The 20,800-nt window shown below is 62.5% G+C and carries 25 protein-coding genes; 10 read left to right on the plus strand and 15 right to left on the minus strand.

Annotated features, from left to right (window positions below; genetic code table 11):
- Window positions 1-55: 55 nt before the first annotated feature.
- On the minus strand, window positions 56-994 hold the full coding sequence (locus tag CXZ10_RS05415; protein ID WP_101288054.1) for a DMT family transporter: 939 nt from the start codon (window positions 992-994) through the stop codon (window positions 56-58).
- Between the two features lie 269 nt (window positions 995-1,263).
- Between CXZ10_RS05415 and CXZ10_RS05420 the strand changes: the two genes are divergently transcribed.
- The gene (locus CXZ10_RS05420) at window positions 1,264-2,055 is read left to right on the plus strand and encodes an IclR family transcriptional regulator (protein WP_101288055.1); all 792 of its coding nucleotides are present in this window, start codon (window positions 1,264-1,266) and stop codon (window positions 2,053-2,055) included.
- A 2-nt stretch (window positions 2,056-2,057) separates the two neighbouring features.
- Here the strand turns inward: CXZ10_RS05420 and CXZ10_RS21755 are convergent, their stop codons facing one another.
- Together CXZ10_RS21755 and CXZ10_RS05430 are read right to left on the minus strand one after the other, a co-directional pair.
- Window positions 2,058-2,480, minus strand: coding sequence for a helix-turn-helix transcriptional regulator (locus CXZ10_RS21755; RefSeq protein WP_244617066.1), 423 nt, complete (start codon window positions 2,478-2,480; stop codon window positions 2,058-2,060).
- Between the two features lie 141 nt (window positions 2,481-2,621).
- Window positions 2,622-3,578, minus strand: a complete 957-nt coding sequence (locus tag CXZ10_RS05430; protein ID WP_101288056.1) for a phosphoribosylaminoimidazolesuccinocarboxamide synthase — start codon at window positions 3,576-3,578, stop codon at window positions 2,622-2,624.
- Window positions 3,579-3,729: 151 nt separating this feature from the next.
- On the opposite strand from CXZ10_RS05430, the gene CXZ10_RS05435 reads away from it, so the two are divergent.
- Window positions 3,730-4,281: a 5' nucleotidase, NT5C type gene (locus tag CXZ10_RS05435; RefSeq protein ID WP_210199843.1), complete on the plus strand. Its 552-nt coding sequence runs from the start codon at window positions 3,730-3,732 to the stop codon at window positions 4,279-4,281.
- Between the two features lie 10 nt (window positions 4,282-4,291).
- Here the strand turns inward: CXZ10_RS05435 and CXZ10_RS05440 are convergent, their stop codons facing one another.
- Window positions 4,292-4,885, minus strand: coding sequence for a DUF2585 family protein (locus CXZ10_RS05440; protein ID WP_101288058.1), 594 nt, complete (start codon window positions 4,883-4,885; stop codon window positions 4,292-4,294).
- Window positions 4,886-5,014: 129 nt separating this feature from the next.
- Here CXZ10_RS05440 and CXZ10_RS05445 point away from each other — a divergent pair, with 129 nt between their 5' ends.
- On the plus strand, window positions 5,015-5,539 hold the full coding sequence (locus CXZ10_RS05445; protein WP_101288059.1) for a GNAT family N-acetyltransferase: 525 nt from the start codon (window positions 5,015-5,017) through the stop codon (window positions 5,537-5,539).
- Between the two features lie 127 nt (window positions 5,540-5,666).
- On the opposite strand, the gene CXZ10_RS05450 is transcribed toward CXZ10_RS05445, so the two are convergent.
- Window positions 5,667-6,497 carry an SDR family NAD(P)-dependent oxidoreductase gene (locus tag CXZ10_RS05450; RefSeq protein WP_101288060.1) on the minus strand — a complete coding sequence of 277 codons (831 nt, stop codon included), beginning with the start codon at window positions 6,495-6,497 and terminating at the stop codon, window positions 5,667-5,669.
- Window positions 6,498-6,544: 47 nt separating this feature from the next.
- Window positions 6,545-7,450, minus strand: a complete 906-nt coding sequence (locus CXZ10_RS05455) for an NmrA/HSCARG family protein (protein WP_101288061.1) — start codon at window positions 7,448-7,450, stop codon at window positions 6,545-6,547.
- 106 nt (window positions 7,451-7,556) lie between these two features.
- Here CXZ10_RS05455 and CXZ10_RS05460 point away from each other — a divergent pair, with 106 nt between their 5' ends.
- Window positions 7,557-7,967, plus strand: coding sequence for a winged helix-turn-helix transcriptional regulator (locus CXZ10_RS05460; protein WP_101288062.1), 411 nt, complete (start codon window positions 7,557-7,559; stop codon window positions 7,965-7,967).
- 19 nt (window positions 7,968-7,986) lie between these two features.
- Here the strand turns inward: CXZ10_RS05460 and ygiD are convergent, their stop codons facing one another.
- Window positions 7,987-8,799 carry a 4,5-DOPA-extradiol-dioxygenase gene (gene ygiD, locus CXZ10_RS05465; protein ID WP_101288063.1) on the minus strand — a complete coding sequence of 271 codons (813 nt, stop codon included), beginning with the start codon at window positions 8,797-8,799 and terminating at the stop codon, window positions 7,987-7,989.
- A gap of 202 nt (window positions 8,800-9,001) precedes the next feature.
- Window positions 9,002-9,439: an SH3 domain-containing protein gene (locus CXZ10_RS05470; RefSeq protein ID WP_101288064.1), complete on the minus strand. Its 438-nt coding sequence runs from the start codon at window positions 9,437-9,439 to the stop codon at window positions 9,002-9,004.
- A gap of 197 nt (window positions 9,440-9,636) precedes the next feature.
- Here CXZ10_RS05470 and CXZ10_RS05475 point away from each other — a divergent pair, with 197 nt between their 5' ends.
- The 4 genes from CXZ10_RS05475 to CXZ10_RS05490 are packed head-to-tail and all read left to right on the plus strand — an operon-like array spanning window position 9,637 to window position 11,427.
- On the plus strand, window positions 9,637-10,074 hold the full coding sequence (locus CXZ10_RS05475) for an EF-hand domain-containing protein (protein ID WP_101288065.1): 438 nt from the start codon (window positions 9,637-9,639) through the stop codon (window positions 10,072-10,074).
- 24 nt (window positions 10,075-10,098) lie between these two features.
- Window positions 10,099-10,659, plus strand: coding sequence for an RNA polymerase sigma factor (locus tag CXZ10_RS05480; protein WP_101288066.1), 561 nt, complete (start codon window positions 10,099-10,101; stop codon window positions 10,657-10,659).
- Complete coding sequence (locus CXZ10_RS05485) at window positions 10,640-11,044, plus strand: hypothetical protein (protein WP_101288067.1); 405 nt, start codon at window positions 10,640-10,642, stop codon at window positions 11,042-11,044. Before CXZ10_RS05480 ends, CXZ10_RS05485 begins: the two co-directional genes overlap by 20 nt.
- Window positions 11,041-11,427, plus strand: coding sequence for a periplasmic heavy metal sensor (locus tag CXZ10_RS05490; RefSeq protein ID WP_101288068.1), 387 nt, complete (start codon window positions 11,041-11,043; stop codon window positions 11,425-11,427). Before CXZ10_RS05485 ends, CXZ10_RS05490 begins: the two co-directional genes overlap by 4 nt.
- A gap of 96 nt (window positions 11,428-11,523) precedes the next feature.
- On the opposite strand, the gene CXZ10_RS05495 is transcribed toward CXZ10_RS05490, so the two are convergent.
- From CXZ10_RS05495 to rpoZ, 7 genes are all read right to left on the minus strand, one after another.
- Entirely contained in the window at window positions 11,524-12,549 is a 1,026-nt protein-coding gene (locus CXZ10_RS05495) for a LacI family DNA-binding transcriptional regulator (protein ID WP_180335867.1), read from the minus strand.
- Between the two features lie 299 nt (window positions 12,550-12,848).
- Window positions 12,849-13,775, minus strand: a complete 927-nt coding sequence (era, locus tag CXZ10_RS05500) for a GTPase Era (protein ID WP_101288070.1) — start codon at window positions 13,773-13,775, stop codon at window positions 12,849-12,851.
- Window positions 13,776-13,937: 162 nt separating this feature from the next.
- Window positions 13,938-14,633 carry a ribonuclease III gene (rnc, locus tag CXZ10_RS05505; protein WP_101288071.1) on the minus strand — a complete coding sequence of 232 codons (696 nt, stop codon included), beginning with the start codon at window positions 14,631-14,633 and terminating at the stop codon, window positions 13,938-13,940.
- A gap of 3 nt (window positions 14,634-14,636) precedes the next feature.
- Window positions 14,637-15,392: a signal peptidase I gene (lepB, locus tag CXZ10_RS05510; RefSeq protein WP_101288374.1), complete on the minus strand. Its 756-nt coding sequence runs from the start codon at window positions 15,390-15,392 to the stop codon at window positions 14,637-14,639.
- A gap of 146 nt (window positions 15,393-15,538) precedes the next feature.
- Window positions 15,539-15,961 carry a holo-ACP synthase gene (gene acpS, locus CXZ10_RS05515; protein ID WP_101288072.1) on the minus strand — a complete coding sequence of 141 codons (423 nt, stop codon included), beginning with the start codon at window positions 15,959-15,961 and terminating at the stop codon, window positions 15,539-15,541.
- Window positions 15,962-15,964: 3 nt separating this feature from the next.
- Window positions 15,965-18,175 (minus strand): RelA/SpoT family protein, encoded by a 2,211-nt coding sequence (locus CXZ10_RS05520; protein ID WP_101288073.1) that lies wholly within the window; start codon window positions 18,173-18,175, stop codon window positions 15,965-15,967.
- Window positions 18,176-18,384: 209 nt separating this feature from the next.
- A complete protein-coding gene (gene rpoZ, locus CXZ10_RS05525) occupies window positions 18,385-18,768 on the minus strand; it encodes a DNA-directed RNA polymerase subunit omega (RefSeq protein WP_101288074.1) in 384 nt (127 codons plus the stop codon).
- Between the two features lie 516 nt (window positions 18,769-19,284).
- Between rpoZ and CXZ10_RS05530 the strand changes: the two genes are divergently transcribed.
- Both CXZ10_RS05530 and CXZ10_RS05535 read left to right on the plus strand, forming a co-directional pair.
- Window positions 19,285-19,863 (plus strand): LabA-like NYN domain-containing protein, encoded by a 579-nt coding sequence (locus tag CXZ10_RS05530; protein WP_101288075.1) that lies wholly within the window; start codon window positions 19,285-19,287, stop codon window positions 19,861-19,863.
- Between the two features lie 220 nt (window positions 19,864-20,083).
- Window positions 20,084-20,764, plus strand: coding sequence for a uracil-DNA glycosylase (locus tag CXZ10_RS05535; protein ID WP_101288076.1), 681 nt, complete (start codon window positions 20,084-20,086; stop codon window positions 20,762-20,764).
- The last annotated feature ends 36 nt before the right edge of the window (window positions 20,765-20,800 follow it).

Raw genomic sequence — 20,800 nt, forward strand, 5'->3', positions numbered from 1 at the left:
CTACAAACTAAGATTGCGCATTCCGGTTCCGCCCGAGCAAATGGGGCGCCGACCGCTATTGCACGGGAGGCACCGGCATCGCGGGTGTCCTCTGTCGGATCCGTTCACGGTGGGCCGAATAGAGGCCTGAGCCAGCAATCAGTGCCGACCCTAGGAGGGTATGATAGCTCGGCAAATTTCCGAAGAACAGATAGGAGAGAATACCAGCCGATATCAACTGGACGTAGGTGATTGGCGCCAGCAGCGAAAGCGGTGCCAGCTTCAGTCCCGAAATGAACAACATGTGGGCTAGCGTGAAGCTCAACGAACCGCCAATCCCATAGGCAAGCTCGAGGCCGGTCGGAACATAGAACACAGGCACGACCAAGAGCGTCGAGACGCCAAGACCGACGATGCCCGTCCACATGAACGTGACCTCCGTCGGCTCATGCTTCATCAGGCGCGTGAAGAGCGCGCCCAGAGCCCAGGCAGTCGCCGATCCGAGCGGCAGCAGGGCTGCAAGCTGAAAGCTGTCGGTGCCAGGGCGGACGATCAGCAGTACGCCGGCAAAGCCGACCGCTGCCGCCAGCCAGCGCCGGATTCCCACCAACTCGCCCAGGACGAAGACCGAAAGGACCATCACGATGATCGGCGAAATGAAGTGGATCGCCGTATTGGAGGGCACATCGAGATAGGCGAGACCGAGAACGAAGAAGCTGGTCGATGCAACGGCGGCAAGGCCGCGGCCGATCTGCAGGCGATAGCTCGCAGGGCGGAAAGCCGACAGGCCGCGGGACCACAGAGCCCAGGGAATCGCCACGAGAAAGAAAATCAGGTAGCGAAACCACGTCGCAAGTTGGGCTGGCGCCGTCTCCTTCATCAGCTTGGCGCCCACGTCGCCGCCGGCGAAAAAGACCGTCGAACCAACAACCAAGAGGATGGCAAGCAACGTCCGCTCCGCGTTGCGAGGCTGCTCGAACGGCGCCTTTCCGGACGTATCGGGAAGGGAAGACATGGGTGGCTCCGGGTTTCGTCCGGCGATGGCGCCGAGCCGGCCAGCAACCCCTCGCAGCGAGAAAAAGCCAAGCCGGGAAAAGGTGTAGCGATCGTCGGCCGCTGGGTTTTGCAAGGAGTCGTTTATGGGCGCAAGCTAATTTCAACCTTGCCCGGACATTGTCAGTAACGGATGCATTTTTTTGTACATATCCACGTGTCGCCACGGATGGCCCGCTTTTCCGCACGTCGTAAAGCTTGTTGCACGTGATAACTTGATGAGGGCGGGCAATGGTCCGTGAAGAAGGCAATGAGGCAGCCGCATCGCGCCGTGCGGTTGCCGTTCCATCGCTACGGAAAGCGGTGTCAATTCTCGATCTGGTCGGACGCCGTGGCCGGCTGCCTTTCTCAACGATCCAGAAGACCCTCGATCTCCCGAAAAGCACGACGCACCAGCTTCTCAAGGCTTTGACGGACATCGGCGCGGTGCAGGTCCAATCGGACGGCCGCTTCATGCTTGGGCCAAAGATCTGCGAGCTCGGAAGCCTCGGGATCCGGCAGCGTACCATCGACAGCCTCTCGCTCAGACACCTGGAGTCTCTGTCTGGACAGTCCGGCTTTCCCTGTGAGCTCGCCACCTTTGAAGGACGGGACGCCGTGGTTCTTGCCAGCGCGAGTCCCGACGGCGGGGCCCGTAGTGTAGGCTATGACGGCAGGCGCTGGCCCCTCAATCGGGTGGCGACGGGCAAGGCACTGCTGGCCTTCCTGGATGAAGCGGAAAGAAAACGGCTGCTCGCCGACCTCGAATGGACGAGAATGACGCCGCGTTCCATCCCTTCGCCCGAAGCGATGCGCCGGGAGCTCGACCTCGTGCGTCAGCGCGGCTGGGCGCTCGATGACCGCGAGATCCTCGAAGATATCTCCTGCATCGCGGCGCCCGTGTTCGATGGCCGCAACCATGTGGTCGCCGCCATCGCAACGGTCGTTCAGGCGGACATGGTCACGCCGGAGCGTTATGAAGCGTTGGCGGAACTGGTTCGCGCTACGGCGAACGCCGTGTCGCAAGAGGTCCGGGGCGCCTAAGCTCAGTCACGCTCGGCGATGCGGGCACGCACCCAGGCGTGAATTTCCGCATCGACGAAGGCAATGCGGCTTTCGCCGAGCCGGACTGGCTTTGGAAACGTGCCGGCGGCCATCATGCGCTTGATCGATGATACCGACAGCGTGGTCATGGCCGATGCCTGTTTCATCGACAGGAGCGTCGGCGCGGCGGCGGTTGCCATCCTGGCTTTTCTTGCGGGAGCCGGGGTCGTGTCAGCTTCCGGCAGAGCGGAGGCGAAAGCGGCCTCGGTCGTCGCCTGGAGGGCATGAACCGGGTTGTCGGTTCCGATCGGGCGAACCGGCTCCGACCTGCGAAGCACGGACGTCAGCTTCTCAAGCTTGTCGAGCGCCTTCTTCAGGCCAGGATTGTCATCGAGCGGACTGGCTCCGCCGGCGATCTGCCCCATATCTTTCTGCTCCCAGCCCCGTGTCGAAGCGGCCAGCCCGCCGCTTTAGTCAACTTTGCCAGTAGCATAAACGACGATTGGTTCACAGGACGTTGCCAATCCGGCAAACCTTCATTCGGCCCGACATGCCATATCGACACGTCATTTGGCGAAATAGGGGGCGAGATTTGCCCGCACCCGTTCAAGCGGCGTCGCACCGGAAACGTCTGGCACGAAGATCTGGCCAGTGATCGCCTCGAAAGCGTCGATGTAGACTTTCGAGGTCTCGGCGACCATGCTTTCGGGTATTTCGGGAATGGCATCCTTGTAAGGATCGCAGCGCGCCCCCACCCAAGCGCGGATGAAGTCCTTGTCGAAGCTTTTCGGACGCCGACCGGCGGCGAAATCCTCGGCATAGGACGCGGCGATCCAGTAACGGCTCGAGTCGGGGGTATGGATCTCGTCGGCAAGCACAATCGTGCCGTCGCGATCGAGACCGAACTCATACTTGGTGTCGGCAAGGATGAGGCCGTGTCCGGCGGCGATCTCGGCGCCACGCGCGAATAGCTTCAGCGCGTAGTCGGAGACCGTGGCCCATTGCTCGGGCGTCAGCAGCTTCTTCGCAACGATCTCCTCGCCGCTCAGCGGTTCGTCGTGACCGCCGTCGAATGCCTTGCTGGTCGGCGTCAAAATCGGGGAGGGGAGCTTCTCGTTGTCGTAAAGGCCGTCAGGCAGGGTCAATCCATACATGTGCCGCTCGCCAGCCCGGTATTTGGTAAGAACGGAGGTGCTTGTAGTACCCGCGAGATAGCCGCGCACGATCACCTCGACGGGTAGAATATCGAGCCGGCGGCCGATCACCACGTTGGGATCGGGATAGGCGATGACATGGTTGGGGCAGATGTCCGCCGTGGCATCGAACCAGAAGCGTGCCGTCTGGGTCAGCACCTGGCCTTTGAAGGGAATCGCCGCCAGCACGCGGTCAAAGGCGCTGATGCGGTCGGTGGCGATAATGACGCGGCTGCCGTCCGGCAGATCGTAGTTCTCGCGCACCTTGCCCTTGTAGTAATTGGGCAGTTCAGGAATGAAGGCTTCGGAGAGAACGCGGTCGAGGGCCATCGGTGCCTCCTTGACGAATGGAGCCGGAGAGCGGCTGCGGGCTCGCCGCTGCATAGAGCATCAGCGAAGAAACTTTAAGCCGAACTTGCAGGCACGGGCTCGCTCGGCTTATTTTGATTCGATTCATATGCGAAGTTGTCCGGAGAACATCGTGAGCCGCATCCGCGTCGCCGTCGACATGGACGAAGTCATCGCCGACACCTATGGCGCCATGCTGAACTGGCTTGTTGGCCGCCATGGACCACGATGGACACCCGAGGCGTTGCATGGTCGGCAGATCTTCGATGTGCTGGAGTTGGAAGCGGCCGAGTCGCTGTGGAGCGCCATGCACGATGGCGCGTTCTTTGCCGATCTGCCGGTGATCGAGGGCAGTCAGGCGGCGCTGTCGGCCATCGCGTCGCGTTGCGAGTTGTTTGTGACCTCGGCGGCGATGGAATTTCCCAACTCGTTCGGTCCGAAGTTCCTCTGGCTGCGCCGCCACTTTCCCTTCGTCGATCCGCTCAACATCGTTTTCTGCGGCGACAAAAGCATCATCGCCGCCGATTGCTTGATCGACGACAATGTACGGCATTTCCAGAGATTCGGCGGGCAGGGGATCGTCTTCTCATCCCCTCACAATGCGAACGTCACCGGCTATCCGCGCATCCCCCACTGGAGCAAAGCCGCAGCCGTGTTATCGGAGATCTTTCCCGGCGCGATCTGAAACACGGGCATCAGTCCTGCGAGGTCGCGCCGTAGACGCCGCCTTCGGCCTGCCAAGCGGATATGGCCTTGTTGGGCGCGAGCAGTTGCACCACGTTGAGCGTCAGGTTGTCCCGGATCATCAGGCCCGTGAACAGTTCGGCGGCGAGCGCAAGCGCGATGCTGGCCCGGACTGGCAGGCGGGCGGCGATCCAGAATCCGGCCAGCATGGCCAGGGTGTCCGACAACGAGTTCAGGATGCTGTCGCCGGAGTAGCCCTGTGCCAGCGCCTGCTCGCGATAGCGGGCGATCACCGGCGGCGAATTCTCGATGAGCTCCCAGGCCACCTCAATGCCAAGCGCCAGCGCCAGGGCGAAGAGCGGCGACGTCCATCGCCGGAACAGCAGACGGCCGAGAGCAAAGAACAGTATGCCGTGGATGACATGCGAAGGGGTATACCAATCGGTGATCTGCTGGGAGTTTTCGGGGCCGAGAACCGTACCGGCCCATAGGCGCACCGTGCCGCAGGCGCAGATCGACGGCTGTCCCATGGCATAGAGAACCGCAGCCTGGACAATGAGGGCGGCTGCAATGATCATAACAACGACTCTTGTGGTCTGCACCATGAAGGTCTCCAAATCCCGCCCGGTACGCCGGTCGCGAACAAAGCGAAAAGCTCCGCCACTCTTGCTTGCATATCTCAAAAAAACTCAATAATCTATTGAAATAACGTCACTTTACTGGCAAGCAGCATCATGGTCGATGAAGAGGTTGTCATTCGTCCGATGTCGGTTGACGATGCCGCCGACTTCAACCACGTGGTCGGTGTCGTGGCGCGCGAGCGACGCTATCTGCGCTTCATCGACGCGCCGTCGATGGAAGGTACGGTGGAGTTCCTGCAACAAAGCATCGGCGCCGGCAATCCGCATCTGGCCGCCGTTGTCGGCGGCAGCCTTGTCGGCTGGTGCGACGTCTGCCGCCATTCGTTCGAGATCGAGGCGCATGTCGGCAGGCTGGGCATCGGGCTGCTGCCGGAGTGGCGCGGTAAAGGCCTTGGCAAAACTCTGCTCGACGTGACCATTGCCGCCGCCGAGCGATTGGATTTCCGTCGGATCGAGCTCACAGCGTTTTCAGACAATGTTCGGGCAATCGCGCTCTACGAGACTCGCGGCTTTGTTCGCGAGGGCGTGATGCGCGCCGCAGCGCTCTTCGGGGACGAGTATCGCGATGTGGTGCAGATGGCGCGGCTGGCGCCGGACCTCCAAAACCGGCACCGATAGGCGGCATCGGAGGCCATCCGACTGCACAAGTGCCGATTTCCGGGCATCATTAGGTTCCATAATATCTATTATGCGAATCTCGGATCATGGTCTCATAGTGTGAGCCAAGCTCTCCCCGTCCCGAGCATCAGCCTTGCTTGAAGTCCGCCAGCGTGAGCGGCACCGGCCGGTAGCCGTCGACGTCGGCTATGCCATACTCCCGAGCCAGCTCCGCGGCGACCAGTACCCGACCGGATTTCGACATCAACACCGGGTCTCGCCACAGTCCGGCAATGACATGGCCGATGAACTGCGGCGACTCCGAGTTTGACATGTCGAAATACTCGGCGTTCGCCAGCACGGCTTCGGTCCGAACCAACCCCGGATAGAGCGCGACGGCTGCAACGTTGTGGCTGCGCAGGTCGTATGCGAAGTCCGTTGCCATCTTGTCGGCGGCCGCCTTGGCGATTCCGTAAATGGCATTGCTATTGTAAGCCTGTGCAGCCCAGAACGAGATGTTGACGATCAGGCCGCGCCGCGCCGAGACCATCATCGGTGCCACCGCGCGCGACATCATGAAGGCCGCCCTCACCGCAGTGCCGATCATGGCGTCCCACCGCCATACCGGCTGCTCCCAGAAAGCCCTGGGCCAGGTGAACTCGCCGTTCTCCTCCATGTTTTCGTAGCCGGGCCAGGCGTTGTTCACCAGAATGTCCAACCGGTTGCCGGCCCGGATCTCGTCAGCGACGCGCTCCGTATCGGCATCCTTGCCGTGATCGCAACGATGGATAAAAAGTCTCCCCGGCAGGTTCGCGGCTTCACGCTGAAGCCCCGCCAGCGAGCCAGGGCGCCTTTCGTCCGCTTCGTTCAGCGTCCTGCCGGTCACGTGGACCGTGGCACCCTCGGACAGCAGAGCGAGCGCAATCCCGCGGCCGACACCACGGCTTCCGCCGGTTACCAACGCGACGATGTCTTTCATGCTGACGCCCCCTGTATTCCCTCGCCCTTATTCACGGCGTCTGCCGATCATATCGGAACCGGCGAGCGAGCCGCTTGATAGGGAAGCCACACCGTTTCCACCCACCGGTCAAGGGAGGTGGGATTGGGCAGCAGGCGATCGAGCAACGGACGATCGACCGTGAAGTTCACGTCGTGGAGAACGCGAAAAACGCCGGTGAGCTCGCGGGCAAAAACCGGATCGGAAATGAATCCGTCGATCATCGCCTGCACTTCCTCTGCCGACATCTTGCGATAGGTCACCGGGCGACCAAGTGCCCGCGAAAAGGCGGCGGCCATCTCGACGCCGGTGCTGAAACCGCTGACAAGATTGAGCCTGACGCCGGCATAAGTGCCCTGCTCCCGGAACGCGCGCGCGACGAACTGCCCGATGTCCTGCATGCACACCCAACCATGGGGCTGCTCCGGCTCGGTTACGAAGCGGAACTCGCCACGCCCGATATCGACGAAACCGTCGAGAAAACCTTCCATGAACCAGGCGCCGCGCAGGATCGACGCGGACGGGAAATAGCGACGGGTCAGTGCCTCGATGCAGCACTTGGTTTCGATGTGCGGTAGTCCCTGACCGGACTCCAGCGCGGCGCTTGAGTAAACGAGATGCGATATCCCGGCGTATCTCGCGGCCTCAAGGACATTGAGCGCCTGCTCGAACTCGCGCACATACCCCGTTTCCCAGAAGTTCTGCATCGAGAAGACACCGAAGGCGCCGCGAAAGATCTCGGCAAGCTCCACGCCATCGTCCATGTTGCCCCGCACCACCTCGGTCCCCTCGGCCAGCAGTTGGCGTGCCGCCTCGGCATCGGGGTTGCGAACCAGGGCGATCACCTGGAATCCATCGGTGAGCAGACGACGACATACCGCCCGCCCCTGCCTGCCGGTTGCGCCCGTGACGACGATCGTATTGCGGTTGGTCATGTGCCTCTCCTAAGCTCCCGCCGGCGATGATAGGGAGGCGACCGAGGCAAACAAGCACGGTTTTTTGGAGAGCTACTTTCCTTTCAGTAACTTACAGGAGATTGGCATGAGGCGACGCGTCGAATGCCCCTACGAGGCGACATACGACCTGATAAAGGGCAAGTGGACGATCTGCATCCTGAACCAGCTTGCGGTGGAGTCCCGCGGGTTCAACGAGTTCCTGAGGCTGAACCCCGATCTCAGCCCGAAGGTTCTCACGCAGAAGCTCAAGGCACTCGAGGAAGGCGGAATCGTACGGCGCCAGATTCACAGCACCAGCCCGCCGTCCAGCGAGTATAGCCTGACGGCTTTGGGCAACGACTTGATGCCGTTGATGGGGGCCATGGAGAGCTGGGGCCGCCGGTATCTGGCCCAAACAGAGGAGCTTGCACAGGAAACCGACACAAGCGGACTTGCCAATGGCAAGGGTGCCCCGCCCCTCCGCCCTCTTCCGGCGAACATGGGCGAGGTTTCGTAAGGTGCGGTGATCCGGGCCGTCAAGCCAACATGAACGAGCGCATGGAGATCGAGCCGAGGTCGATACCCTCGTTGAAGAAACTGAGCTCATCGGCCTTGTCGGCAACAGCCAGCGGATAGAGAGCCGGGAAGAAATGCTCGAAAGTCGGATGCGATAGCTGGGCGATGCGGCCAAGCTTCGGCGCGTCGACGACAGCTCGATAATCTCCCTTGGCTATCGCCTCGGCCATGCGGGTGTCGAAGGCCTCGGCCCAATCATAGGCCGGTCCACCACCCCAGGCGACGGCCCGGAGATTGTGGACGAGGTTGCCCGATCCGATGATCATCACCCCGCGCTCGCGCAAGGCCTTCAGCTCCTCGGCCAAGGCGAAGTGCTCCTCGGGCGAACGGCCGAGATCGACAGACAACTGAAACACCGGAATGTCGGCTTTCGGGAACATCTGGATCAGCACTGACCAAGCGCCGTGGTCAAGGCCCCAGCGCTCGTCGGGCTCGATATGATGGTTCTTCACGAGGTCGATGGTAGCCTCGGCATAGCCAGGTGCCCCCGGCGCCGGGTAGCGCTGAGCGAACAGTTCGTCGGGGAAGCCGCCGAAGTCGTGAATGGTGACGGGATGATCCTTCACATGCACCATCGTGACGCCGCGCGTCATCCAATGTGCGGACACGACAAGGATCGCCTTGGGCACCGGCAGGCGGGCGCCAAGTTCGCGCCAGCCGCGGCTGTAGGGTGTGTCCTCGATGGCGTTCATCGGGCTGCCATGACCAACGAACAGCGTCGGCATGCGGGGCGTCCTGGGAAGATCGGCGAAGTGGCGACCGAGACTGGCCATGATCGAGCTATCCTTTCGGAGCTTTCCGCCGCGTCGTGGAACGCGGCGAGAAGGCTCTTGTCGGCCGCAAGGGGCCGACCTTGATAGCAAGGAATCTAGAAGGCGCTCATTCGCGATACAAGCCGGTCGTCAGTGACCATATTGTTCCCTCACGCTGAACAACAGATCTGCCCTTCCCTCTAGACTCGCCGATCTGGCGATTTCACTCGCCGGTCCAGCGATCCCACCGCCGATCCATCCGGCGTTCAACCCGATAACCGATCCGTGCGTCGCGGCGAGCCTCGGCGCGCGGCGGCAACCCCGGACCAACGCCATAATAAGGCTGACCGACGTAATAGGCGTTGTGGTAGACGACCGGATCATAAACGATCACCGGATAGGCGGCGACCGGTCCCAGATAGGCAGCGGCCAACCAGCCTCGATAGCCGGCCCACCCGATGTCGCACCACCCCCGACCAGCCGTACAACCGAAGACGCTGACGGCCTGCCGGGCCGGAATGGTGGCAATCACCGGATAACCGGTGGCCGGCCCCGTTCGCAGGTTGAGTGCGGTGGTGGTGACCGACGTCTGAGCGTTGGCGCCCGTGACGAGGAGAAGGCCGGCCAGGCCGGCCGCGACGGATGTGAGCGCGCGATGCATGTGTGAACTCCTTTGCTCCAATTGTCCGACCGAACCGGCTCGGCAGCTCGCGGAGACGATGCTGTTACGTCGCCCCTCCCCGTCGACTGACGCTGCTGCGGTGTTTTTCTAGTTGGTGCTTTTTTGTCGACCGGCGCGTCAGCCGCGGCTCCTTGGCGACGTAACAGGATCGGTTCCAACCAGAAGGAGCATCAAAGATGCGATCATTGACCAAGCTTCTTGTTGCCGGCACTCTTGTGGTGCTGTCGGTGCCGGCGGTGGCCGGCGACCGTCTTGCCGATATCGCCTTCACGCGCGTGGACGCCAATGGCGACGGACAGCTCGACGCTGCTGAACTGCGGCAAGCCCGCGCCCAGCGGTTTGAACGGCTCGACGTCAACGGCGACCGCGTCATCACCATGGCGGAGCAGGCTGCGGCTGGCAGCCGGTTGTTCCGCCAAGCCGAAGCGCTCGAGGGCGCCATGGCCATCAGGTTCGAGACCCTCGACACGAACGGCGATGGCCGGTTGACGCAAGACGAGTTTCTGGATGCCTCGAAGGGCACCCTGGCGACCCGGGCCGACAAGGATGGAGACGGCAAGATTTCCAAAGCCGAATTCCATGCCGGGATCGAAGCGGCGCGCGCCCTACGCTGACGCACCTAAGTGCGAGGAAACCTCTTGGAGCAGTCCGACGAAGGTCTGATGCGGGCCGTGGCGGCCGGAGACGAGCGGGCCTTCCGCCGGCTCGTAGACCGCCATGGCCCAAAACTCAGGTCAATCGCCGGTCAGTTCCTCGACGCGGGCGAGGCCGACGACGCCGTGCAGGAAGCCTTGATCGGGCTCTGGCGCCACGCCAGCCGCTTCGATCCGACCAAGGCCACGCTGTCCACCTGGCTTTATCGCATCGTCGTCAATCGCTGCATCGACATTCGCCGGCGGCGTCTTCGATGGCCGTGGAGCCCCCTTGACGAGGCAGAGGGTGTGGCGTCAGCCGACATCGCTGCCGACAGGACTCTTTCCGGGGTCGAAACGCTCAGGAATGTGCAGGCGGTCATCGCTGCCCTGCCGCCGCGGCAGCGAATGGCGTTGATGCTGGCCACCGTCGGCGACCGATCGGCCGAGGAGATAGCCGCGCTCCTCAACATCTCACGCGCCGCGGCGGAACAGTTGATCGCTCGCGCTCGAAGAAGCGTCAGGGCTGTAATGAGGGAGCCGGCCGATGGATCGGACCGAGTTTGAGAACAAGTTGCTGAGTTTCGGCGGTGACCTCGATCGCTGGCCATCGCCAGAAGCAGAAGCGGCCGGGCATCTGCTGGCCACCGATCCGGAGAGCCGCGCGCTCCTAACGGAATCGCTGGCTATCGACAATGCCATCCGTGCGGCCGCGGAAGCGCCCCTCGACGCGGCATTGGTCGGGCGGATCATGACGGCGACACGGGCTCCGACTACCGGCGATGTGTTCAGCGGCTGGAGACGGGCGGTTCCGGCCGGTGCATTGATCGTCCTGCTCGTCGCCTCGCTCGGGTTCAAATCCGGCTACGACGGCGGCCTCGGGTTTGCCGAAGAGCTCGACCTTGCAGCCGCCGTGACCGGCGCAGCCTACAGTTTGGACAATCTGCCATGATCACGTCGCGCCATCTTCTTCCGCTGCTCGCCGGGCTGCTTTGCCTGTCGTTGCTCGGCAACGTCTATGCCGTGAGCCGCCTCGCCGGCGACCGCGTTGGTCGAACCGCCTTCGCCGAGATGTCGACGCGGCAGTTCGACCCGGACTTCGGTCGTCTGGTTCGCCAGGAACTGCTTGGCCACGCTGGCGAACTAAGAGCCGCCATCACTGACCTGCGCCAGGCGCGCGGGCGCATGTTCGACCTCGCGGCCGCCAACCCACCCGACCCCGTCGCGCTGGCTCAAGCCACGGCCGACGTGCGCACCGCCTTCACCAAGGCCCAGGCGATTTTCCATGACAGTGTCGTCGAGGCGGCGCAGCGAGCCACCGCCTCCAACCGCTAGAGCATGTCGGCGAGCCCTGGTTCGCCGACATGCTCTAGTTCCTTGTTGGTGCATTGTTTCTGCGGAAAACCGGTTCCCACGTTTCCGCACGATGCTCTAAACCAACTGCCGGCAGGATTGCCGCACGACAAGCGGACAGGGCACCAGCACCTGCTGCGCGACAGGCCCCTCGGATTCGCCGTTGACCCGGCTGAGGATGTCCACCGCGGTGCGACCGATCTCAAAATAGGGGAGCGCCACCGACGTCAGCATCGGCTTCAGCGTATGGGTGATGATCGCCATGTCGTCAAAGCCCATCACCGACAGGTCGTCCGGAACCGACAGGCCGAGCGTGGCGGCCGCCGCATAGACCTGCACGGCGATCTGATCGTTGCCGCAGATGATGGCGGTCGGCCGGTCGGTGCGGCGGAGCAGACCGAGCGCCGTGTCATAGGCCACCAAATCTTCCCCTCCGTCCTGCCGGGTGATGAAGCCGGGAACGTCCAGAGACGGGTCGTAGAAAAGGCCGCTTTCGGCAAAGGCGGTGCGATAGCCGGCCCCCCTCAGCACGGTGGCGCGCAACACCGGGCTGAGCGACACGATGCCGATGCGTCGGTGCCCGAGTTCGATCAGATGGCGGGCCTGCGTATAACCGCCCCCCTCGTCGTCCGGCACCACGGAGGCATGGCTGCGCCGCGCCGAATAGCAGTTGGCGAGCACGACGCCGCGCTCGAAATCCGGGGCGCCAAGATCGACGGGGCGATGATACATGGTGGCGTAAACCACGCCGGCAACCTTGTGGGCGCGGAACATCTGCCAGTATTCCTGCTCCTGCTCCGGATCGCCGTCGGTGTTGGCGATCAGCATGGTGCGGGCCTGCTCCCGCAAGCCCGATTGCGCTCCCCGTATGATATCGACGGAATAAGGCGTGGTTGCCACCGCATCGGTCATCAGACCGACCACCGAAGAATGGGACATCCGCATCATTCGGGCCGCATGGTCCGGAACGTAATGCATGCGCCTGATAACCTCGGCGACGGCTTCGCGTGTCTTGCCGTTCACGGCCGGATCGTCGTTCACCACGCGGGATACCGTCTTGGGCGACACGCCCGCCTCGCGGGCAACATCCTTGAGCGTAACCACCCTCGCCTCCAACCCTAACTGACATCGCTGTCACGAAAGAGAGGAAATCAGCTTATGACAGCGATGTCAACATCTGTTATGAACTGGGCACAGCCCTGCATTATGGGCAACAGCCCATTTTTAGTGTCCCACAGGACAATTTTGGCGGGTAATCAGGAGATTGAGGACACCGAAGCGGACAATGGAGCTCAGATACTTGCCCCGGCCAAAACCAAGCCGCGGCAGGGCGCAGGTAGCCTTCGCCTCGCGACGGACCGGACCTTGCCCCGGATTAAGTACCGATACCCCTGCCCCGTCGGTCAGTGCCTTGGGAAGTTCAGGCCCATCTCACGATAGCGTTCGGGGTCGTCGGCCCAGTTCTCGCGCACCTTGACGTAGAGGAAGAGATGAACCGGCCGTTCCAGGATGTCCGTCAGCTCCTTGCGGGCGGCGATCGAGATGGCCTTGACGGTTTCGCCGCCCTTGCCGAGGACGATCTTCTTCTGGCTTTCTCGCTCCACGAAGATGGTCTGCTCGATGCGGGCGGAGCCGTCCTTCTGGTCCTTCCATTGGTCGGTCTCGACCGTCGATGAATAGGGCAGCTCGTCGTGAAGGCGCATGAACACCTTCTCGCGGGTGATCTCGGCTGCCAGCATGCGCATGGGTAGATCGGAGAGCTGATCCTCCGGGTAGAGCCAAGGCCCCTCGGGCACACGCGACGCCAGATGAGCGAGGAGATCTTGGGTGCCGGATCCGTTCAAAGCCGAGACCATGAAGGTCGCCTCGAAGCCGACGCGGGCATTGAGGTCGGCCGCCAGAGCCAGCAGACTCTCGCGCTTCACCGTGTCGATCTTGTTGAGGATGAGCACCTTGGGATGGCGGAGCTCGCCGAGCTTTTCGATGACCTGCGTCACCTCCTCGGCCAAGCCACGCTTGGCGTCGACCAGCAGACAGACGACATCGGCATCGGCCGCGCCCGACCAGGCGGTATCGACCATGGCGCGATCCAGCCGGCGCTTCGGCGCAAAGATACCGGGCGTATCGACAAAGACCACCTGCGACGAACCGTGCATGGCGATGCCGCGCATGATGGCCCGCGTCGTCTGCACCTTGTGGCTGACGATCGACACCTTCGCCCCGACCAGGCAATTGAGAAGCGTCGATTTGCCGGCGTTGGGCGCGCCGATCAGCGCAACGAAGCCGGCGCGGGTGGGCTCGGCGGCGGACGGGGCGGATTCGTCGGTCATCGCGTCTCTCTCCGGAGGCGGAAGGGTGGTCAAGATTATGTCATTCCTTTCGAGCTGGATAGCGGATGTCAGGGCCTGGCGCGACGATCGAGAAGAGCAACGCCAACGGGAACGGTGAAGAGTTCACGGAAGCCAAGAGCGCCCCTGGGTACCGGATAGGTTTCACCCTGCCCTGTTGGCCAGCGCCTCGGCGGCGGCGGCCTGCTCGGCGTCGCGCTTCGACTTGCCCTGCCCCTCGCCGGCCGCCTCGCCGTCAATGGTCACGACGACACGAAACGTCGGAGCGTGATCAGGGCCGGAACGATCGACGATGGAATAGGCGGGAAGCCCCTGCCCTCGGCCCTGAGCCCATTCCTGCAGCAGCGTCTTGGAATCGCGCAAGGGACCGGTCAGGTTCTCCATGCGGGGCTTCCAGTTGCGCAGAACGAAATCCCTGGCCGCGTCGAAGCCGCCGTCGAGATAAATGGCGGCAATGACCGCCTCGGCCACATCGCCGAGAATCGCCTCCTTGCGACGACCACCCGACTGACGCTCGCCGGCCCCGAGCCGGACCACTGCCCCGAGATCGAGGTCGGTTGCCACTTCGGCGCAGGTTTCGCGGCGAACCAACTGGTTGAGCCGACGGGCGAGGTCGCCCTCTTCCTCGCGCGGATAGGCGGTGAACAGCATTTCCGCCACCACCAGCGCCAGCACCCGGTCGCCGAGAAACTCGTGCCGCTGGTAGCTTTCGTGCGCCACTTGATCGCCGGGCACCGCACTGCGATGGGTGAGCGCGCGCAGCAAGCCGGCGCGGTCCTTGAAACGATACTGGAGGCGCCCTTCGAGCGCCTCCAGGATTTGTGCCTGATGAGTGTTCATGGATCAGTTCAGCATGGAGAGCATGCGGTCGACACGCACCGTCCAGGGCCAGGTCCAGAACATCCAGGGCTTGGCACTCTCGTCGATGGAGAAGAAGATGACCTGCGCCTTGCCAACCAGGTGATCGAACGGCACGTAGCCGACGCCGGACCCGTCGATGCGGCTGTCGGCCGAGTTGTCACGGTTGTCGCCCATCATGAAATAGTGGCCCGGCGGCACCTCGAACTCGCGGGTGTCGTCGCCGGCCGTCGTTCCCATGTCGAGCGTGTCGTAGGAGACGCCGTTCGGCAGCGTCTCGCGCCAGATCTTGGCGGTGATGTCGCGGCCGAAGGCGTCCTTCTCGACGAAATCGCCGGTTTGCTCACGCTTTACCGGCTGACCGTTGATGTGGAGCACGCCGCCCTTCATCTGGATCTTGTCGCCGGGCAGGCCGACGACCCGCTTGATGTAGTCCGTCGAGTGATCGGCCGGCAGCTTGAAGACGACGATATCGCCGGCCTTGGGCGCGCTCGCCCAGATGCGCCCATCGAAGGGCGCAAGACCGAAGGGGAAGGAATACTTGCTGTAGCCGTAGGAGTATTTCGAGACGAACAGGTAGTCGCCGATGAGCAGCGTGTGCATCATCGAGCCCGACGGAATCGAAAAAGGCTGAAACAGGAAGGTGCGCACCACCAGCGCAAGAAGCAGTGCCTCGACGATCACCTTGACCGTCTCCCAAATACCATCCTTGGATTCCGCGCGCTGTTTGGTCGCCGACATATGGCCGCCCTTCAATCGGAGTCTCATCCTGGGCCCACGTCGACGCCGAAGCGGCCGATCCGCGGCGGCCCGGACCTCGGCGCCTTTTATCGGAGCGGCACCGGCGACGCAACGAAAAGCCGAAAAGCAAGCCGAATTGTGGCGTCTCACCCAGTACCCTTCGACGGCCAATCCTCCGGCCAGGCCGAGATCACCACGAAGGCCTGCGCCAACGGATAGTCGTCGGTGATAGTGACGTCGATGCGCGGCACGAGACCTTTCGGTGTCAGCGCCGCCAGCCGCGCCGCCGCCGAGCCTTCGAGACGCATGGTCGGCTGTCCGGTCGCAAGGTTGACGACACCCATTTCGCGCCAGTTGACACCCATGCGAATGCCGGTGCCGAGCGCCTTGGAACAGGCCTCCTTGGCAGCGAAGCGCTTGGCGTAGGAGGCCGCGCGATTGGCCCTGCGGTCCGACCGCTCGCGCTCGACATCGGTGAACACCCGCCGGACGAAACGGTCGCCGAAGCGTTCCAGCGTCTTTTCAACGCGGCGAATGTCGATGAGGTCGGAGCCGATACCGATGATCATGGGTCACCCGTTGACGCGGTCGACCTTGCCGACGTTGGGCAAGACACGCAGCTCGTTGAGGATCTGCGTCAGGTGCTTGATGTCCCACACTTCGAGGTCAACGACGATCTCGTGGAAATCGGGGGTGCGACGCGCCATGCCGATGTTGTCGATGTTGCCATCGCTGTCGGATATCGCCTTGGCGATGCGGGCCAACGAGCCCGGCTCGTTGAAGGACTGGATGGAGATGCGGGCCGGAAAGCGGATAGGATCCTCGCTGTCGATGTCCCAGCGCACGTCCAGCCAGCGGTCGGGCTTGTCCTCGAAGGCGATCAAGGCCGGCGACTGGATCGGATAGATGGTAATGCCGACATCCGGTTCGACGATACCGACGATACGGTCGCCGGGAACCGCCCCGCCATCGGGGGCAAAGCGCACCGGCAGGTCCGCGGCAACGGTGCGGATCGGCAGGCCATGGGCGCGGATGGAATCGGAATCGCCGTGGAACTTGATGCCCGCCTGAGCGGCGAAGGAGAACCAGCCGCCCTCCTGACGCTGCGCCGCGGTCTGACGTGCCGCCCGCTCCTCGCGATAATCGGGAAAACAGGCCTTGAGAACGTCGGCCGACGGCACCTCGGCGCGACCGACGGCGGCGAGGAGATCCGGCACGGTCGGTTGCGACAAGCGCGGCAGCGCCTGCTCGAGCAACGCGTCAGTGAGCTCCCTCCCCTCGCGCGAGAAGACGGTCTCCAGCACCTGCCGGCCGAGTGCCGCGAACTGCTTGCGCGTTGCTTCACGCGTCGCACGTCGGATGGCGGCGCGCGCCTTGCCGGTGACGGCGATGGTCTCCCATGTCGGCGGCGGCACTTGTGCCTTGGAGCGGATGATCTCCACTTCGTCGCCGTTCTTCAGCTCGGTAACCAAGGGCGTGATGCGGCCGTTGATCTTGCAGCCGACGCAGGTGTTGCCGATGTTGGTGTGAACGGCATAGGCGAAATCGATCGGCGTCGCGCCGCGCGGCAGGGCGATCAGCAGGCCTTTCGGCGTGAAGCAGAACACCTGATCCTGGAACAGCTCCAGCTTGGTGTTTTCGAGGAACTCCTCGGGGCTTGCACCCTCCGACAGAGCTTCGACGGTCTGGCGAAGCCAGGCATAGGCGGCCGTGTCGTCGGCGAGTTGCGGCAGATGGCCGCTCTCGCTGATCTTGTCCTTGTAGAGGGCGTGCGCGGCGATGCCGTATTCGTTGACCTGCTGCATGCCGTGCGTGCGGAACTGCAGTTCGACACGCTGGCGATGGGGCCCGACCACGGTGGTGTGCAGCGACTTGTAGCCGTTGGGTTTCGGCGTCGAGATATAGTCCTTGAACCGACCCGGCACCGTCCGCCAGAGCTGATGGACGACGCCCAGCGCGCGGTAGCAGGTGTCGACATCGTCGACCAGCACCCGGAACCCGTAGATGTCGCTGAGCTGCTCGAAACCAAGCTGTTTGTCGATCATCTTGCGGAAGATCGAATAGGGCTGCTTACGCCGCCCCTTGACCGTCGCAACAATCCCGCGCGTCTCGAGGTTTTCCTTGAGTTCCTTTTCGATGTCGGCGATGAGGTCCTTCTGAAGGGACTCCATTTCGTCGAGACGAGCCTGAATGGCGCTGAAGGCGTCGGGGTGCAGCGTCCTGAAGGCGATGTCCTCGAGCTCGTCGCGCATGTCCTGCATGCCCATGCGGCCGGCGAGCGGCGCATAGATCTCCATCGTCTCCTCGGCGATGCGGCCCCGCTTGCTCTCCGGTGCGAAATGCAGCGTCCGCATGTTGTGGAGACGATCGGCAAGCTTGACCAGCAGGACGCGTAGATCTTCAGCGATGGCGAGCAGAAGCTTCCGGAGATTCTCGGCCTGTGCCGTACGCTTGGAGACCAGGTCGAGCTTTTGGAGCTTGGTGAGCCCCTCGACCAGTTGGCCAATCTCGACACCGAATAACTGGTCGATTTCCTGCCGGGTGGCGTCGGTATCCTCGATGGTGTCGTGAAGGAGTGCAATGACGATGGTGGCGTCGTCGACCTTCAAGTCGGTGAGAATGGCAGCAACTTCGAGCGGATGCGAAAAATAAGGGTCTCCCGAGTCACGCTTCTGCGTGCCGTGCTTCTGCATGGCATAGACGTAGGCGCGGTTGAGCAGACCCTCATCGCAGTTGGGGTTGTAGCGTTGTACCCGCTCGACGAGTTCGTACTGCCGCATCATCGGGGACGGTTATCCTCTCCTGGCCCAGCGCCCGAATCCGCATCCGGATCGGCGTTCAAGATCAAGCTATAGCAACACCAATTTGGAAAGTAGTTCATTCGCGCGCGCCTGTCGGAAAAGCGCAGCGAGCGTTTTCAATCCGTTGCCACAAATGAAAACGGGCGAACCGAAACCGGCCCGCCCGTCGAAAGATCCGCCGTGATCGGCTATCAGATTTCTTCGACCTTCTCGGGCGGAACCATGCTTTCGAGGCCACGCAGCAGGTCTTCTTCCGACATCTGGTCGAAAACGATCTCGTCGTCGTCGGCAGCGTCGCCGGGCGCACCGATCAGGCCGGCCACCGGCTCCTGCTCCGGTTCATCCACCTCGACATACTTCTGCAGCGAGTGGATCAGGTCTTCCTTGAGATCCTGCGGGGAGATCGACGATTCCGCGACCTCGCGCAGCGCGACCACCGGATTCTTGTCATTGTCGCGATCGACCGTCAGCGGCGAACCGGACGAAATCATACGGGCGCGATGGCTGGCCAGCAGCACCAGTTCGAAGCGGTTGTCCACCTTGTCGATGCAATCCTCGACCGTGACGCGTGCCATTGTCCAACTCCAGCTTCAAAAACAAGTTTCGCCCGCGCGTACGGCATCCCGTCCGGCAAGCGTCCTGAGAGTGCGATTTTCGCCATCAGCGGTTTAGCCTCGCGTGGGCGAGGTAAAGCCGCTGAACTCCTGGTGTAAATATGCGGAGGTCGGCCGAAAAGCAAGTGGAGATGCAAGCCAGACCCCGTTGCATGCCCGGCCGTCGATCATTTTTAAGCGGTTTCAGAATTCGGCGATCATATCTCAAGCGTTACAAATCCGTTCGGCCTATGCATGCACCATTGGTCGAATTGGCGACGTTTTCTGCCGTTTTCCGTGGGAATCCATCACGTGAATTCAATTTAACTTGGTTGTTTCGCCGAAACTTGATAACAGGCGGACTAATGTGCGAATTATAGCGGGCCGAAACGATGCGCGCTGACATCGCTCTATGATAAATTTCTTCGAGCGTGAACGATAGCTCAGCAAAACGAAGAATTGTAATTGACCGCCGGTTGCGAGGTAAGCAAAGAACTAATGTTTGACGAACGCGAAAAAATAGCCCTCTTCATCGATGGTGCAAATCTTTACGCGACTGCCAAGGCTCTCGGATTTGATATTGACTACCGTAGGTTGCTAAAGGAATTCAGTGCCAAGGGTTACCTGTTAAGGGCGCTGTATTACACCGCACTCGCTGAAGACCAGGAATATTCTTCCATACGCCCATTGATCGACTGGCTCGATTACAATGGCTACAAGGTTGTGACCAAGCCGACCAAGGAATTCTTTGATTCCACTGGCCGGCGCAAGGTCAAAGGGTCGATGGACATCGAACTGGCGGTTGACGCCATGGAGCTGTCCGAGCACGTCGACCATGTCGTCCTGTTCTCGGGCGACGGCGACTTTCGCTCGCTGGTGGAAGCCATCCAGCGCAAGGGGCGCAAGGTCTCGGTCGTCTCAACGTTGCAAACCCAGCCGGCGATGGTCGCCGACGAGTTGCGTCGTCAGGCCGACCACTTCATCGACTTGGCCAACCTCGCCGGACGCATCAGTCGGGACCCGAACGAGCGTCCGGCTCGCGCCACCGACCGGGCCGGCGCGACCGACGAGGCTTGACGCCTTCTCGGCTTACCATCCGGTGCCTTGAGCTCTCCTGCCGGATTTCCGGGCGGACGATTGTTCGCCCGGCAGGAAGGGTTCGGCAAGGCGGACTCCTGGCGCGCCGCAGGCCTGGCGATGTTTTTCTTACCTCCCCGGCCATCCCCGAAGCTTTTTCGCATCGCCGCCGCAATAAGGCTATACACGGCCGCCTTCCGGGCAGCCGCAGGAGATTCGCATGGCAAATCGAGGGACACTTGCCGACCATGTCGGGCAGCCGGTCGAGCCGGACCGGGACTGCGGCCTGTGCCCCCGTCTGGTTGCCTTTCGACACCTTCAACGCGCCGCGCATCCCGACTGGCACAATGCGCCCGTTCCGACCTTCGGGACGCCGGATGCGCGCCTGCTGATCGCCGGCCTCGCCCCGGGCCTTCGCGGCGCCAATCGCACGGGCCGAGCCTTCACGGGGGATTACGCCGGCGATCTTCTCTACGAGACCATGAGTGAGTTCGGCTTTGCGCGCGGCGTCTACCGCGCCGATCCCAACGACGGCTTCGATCTGGTCGATGCCGCCATCAGCAACTCGGTGCGGTGCGTGCCGCCCGAGAACAAGCCGACCAACGACGAGATCAACATGTGCCGGCGCTTCTTTGCCGCGACTCTGGTTCGCTTTTCGCGGCTGTCGGCGATCATCGCCCTGGGCAAGATCGCCCATGACCAGATGTTGAAGACGCTCGGCGTGCCGCTTGCCCGCCACAAGTTCGCCCATGGCGCCGTGCACGAGCTGGAAAGTCTGCCGGGCATCCGCCTCTATGACAGCTATCACTGCTCCCGATACAACACGAACACGGGCGTGCTGACACCGGAGATGTTCAAAGCCGTCTTCGCTGCCGTGCGCCGGGATCTCGACAGTCGCTAGAAGCTTTCCTCATGGCGACCTGGCCTGCCGCAGAAG

This window comes from Pleomorphomonas diazotrophica (assembly GCF_002844595.1).
GTDB lineage: Bacteria > Pseudomonadota > Alphaproteobacteria > Rhizobiales > Pleomorphomonadaceae > Pleomorphomonas > Pleomorphomonas diazotrophica.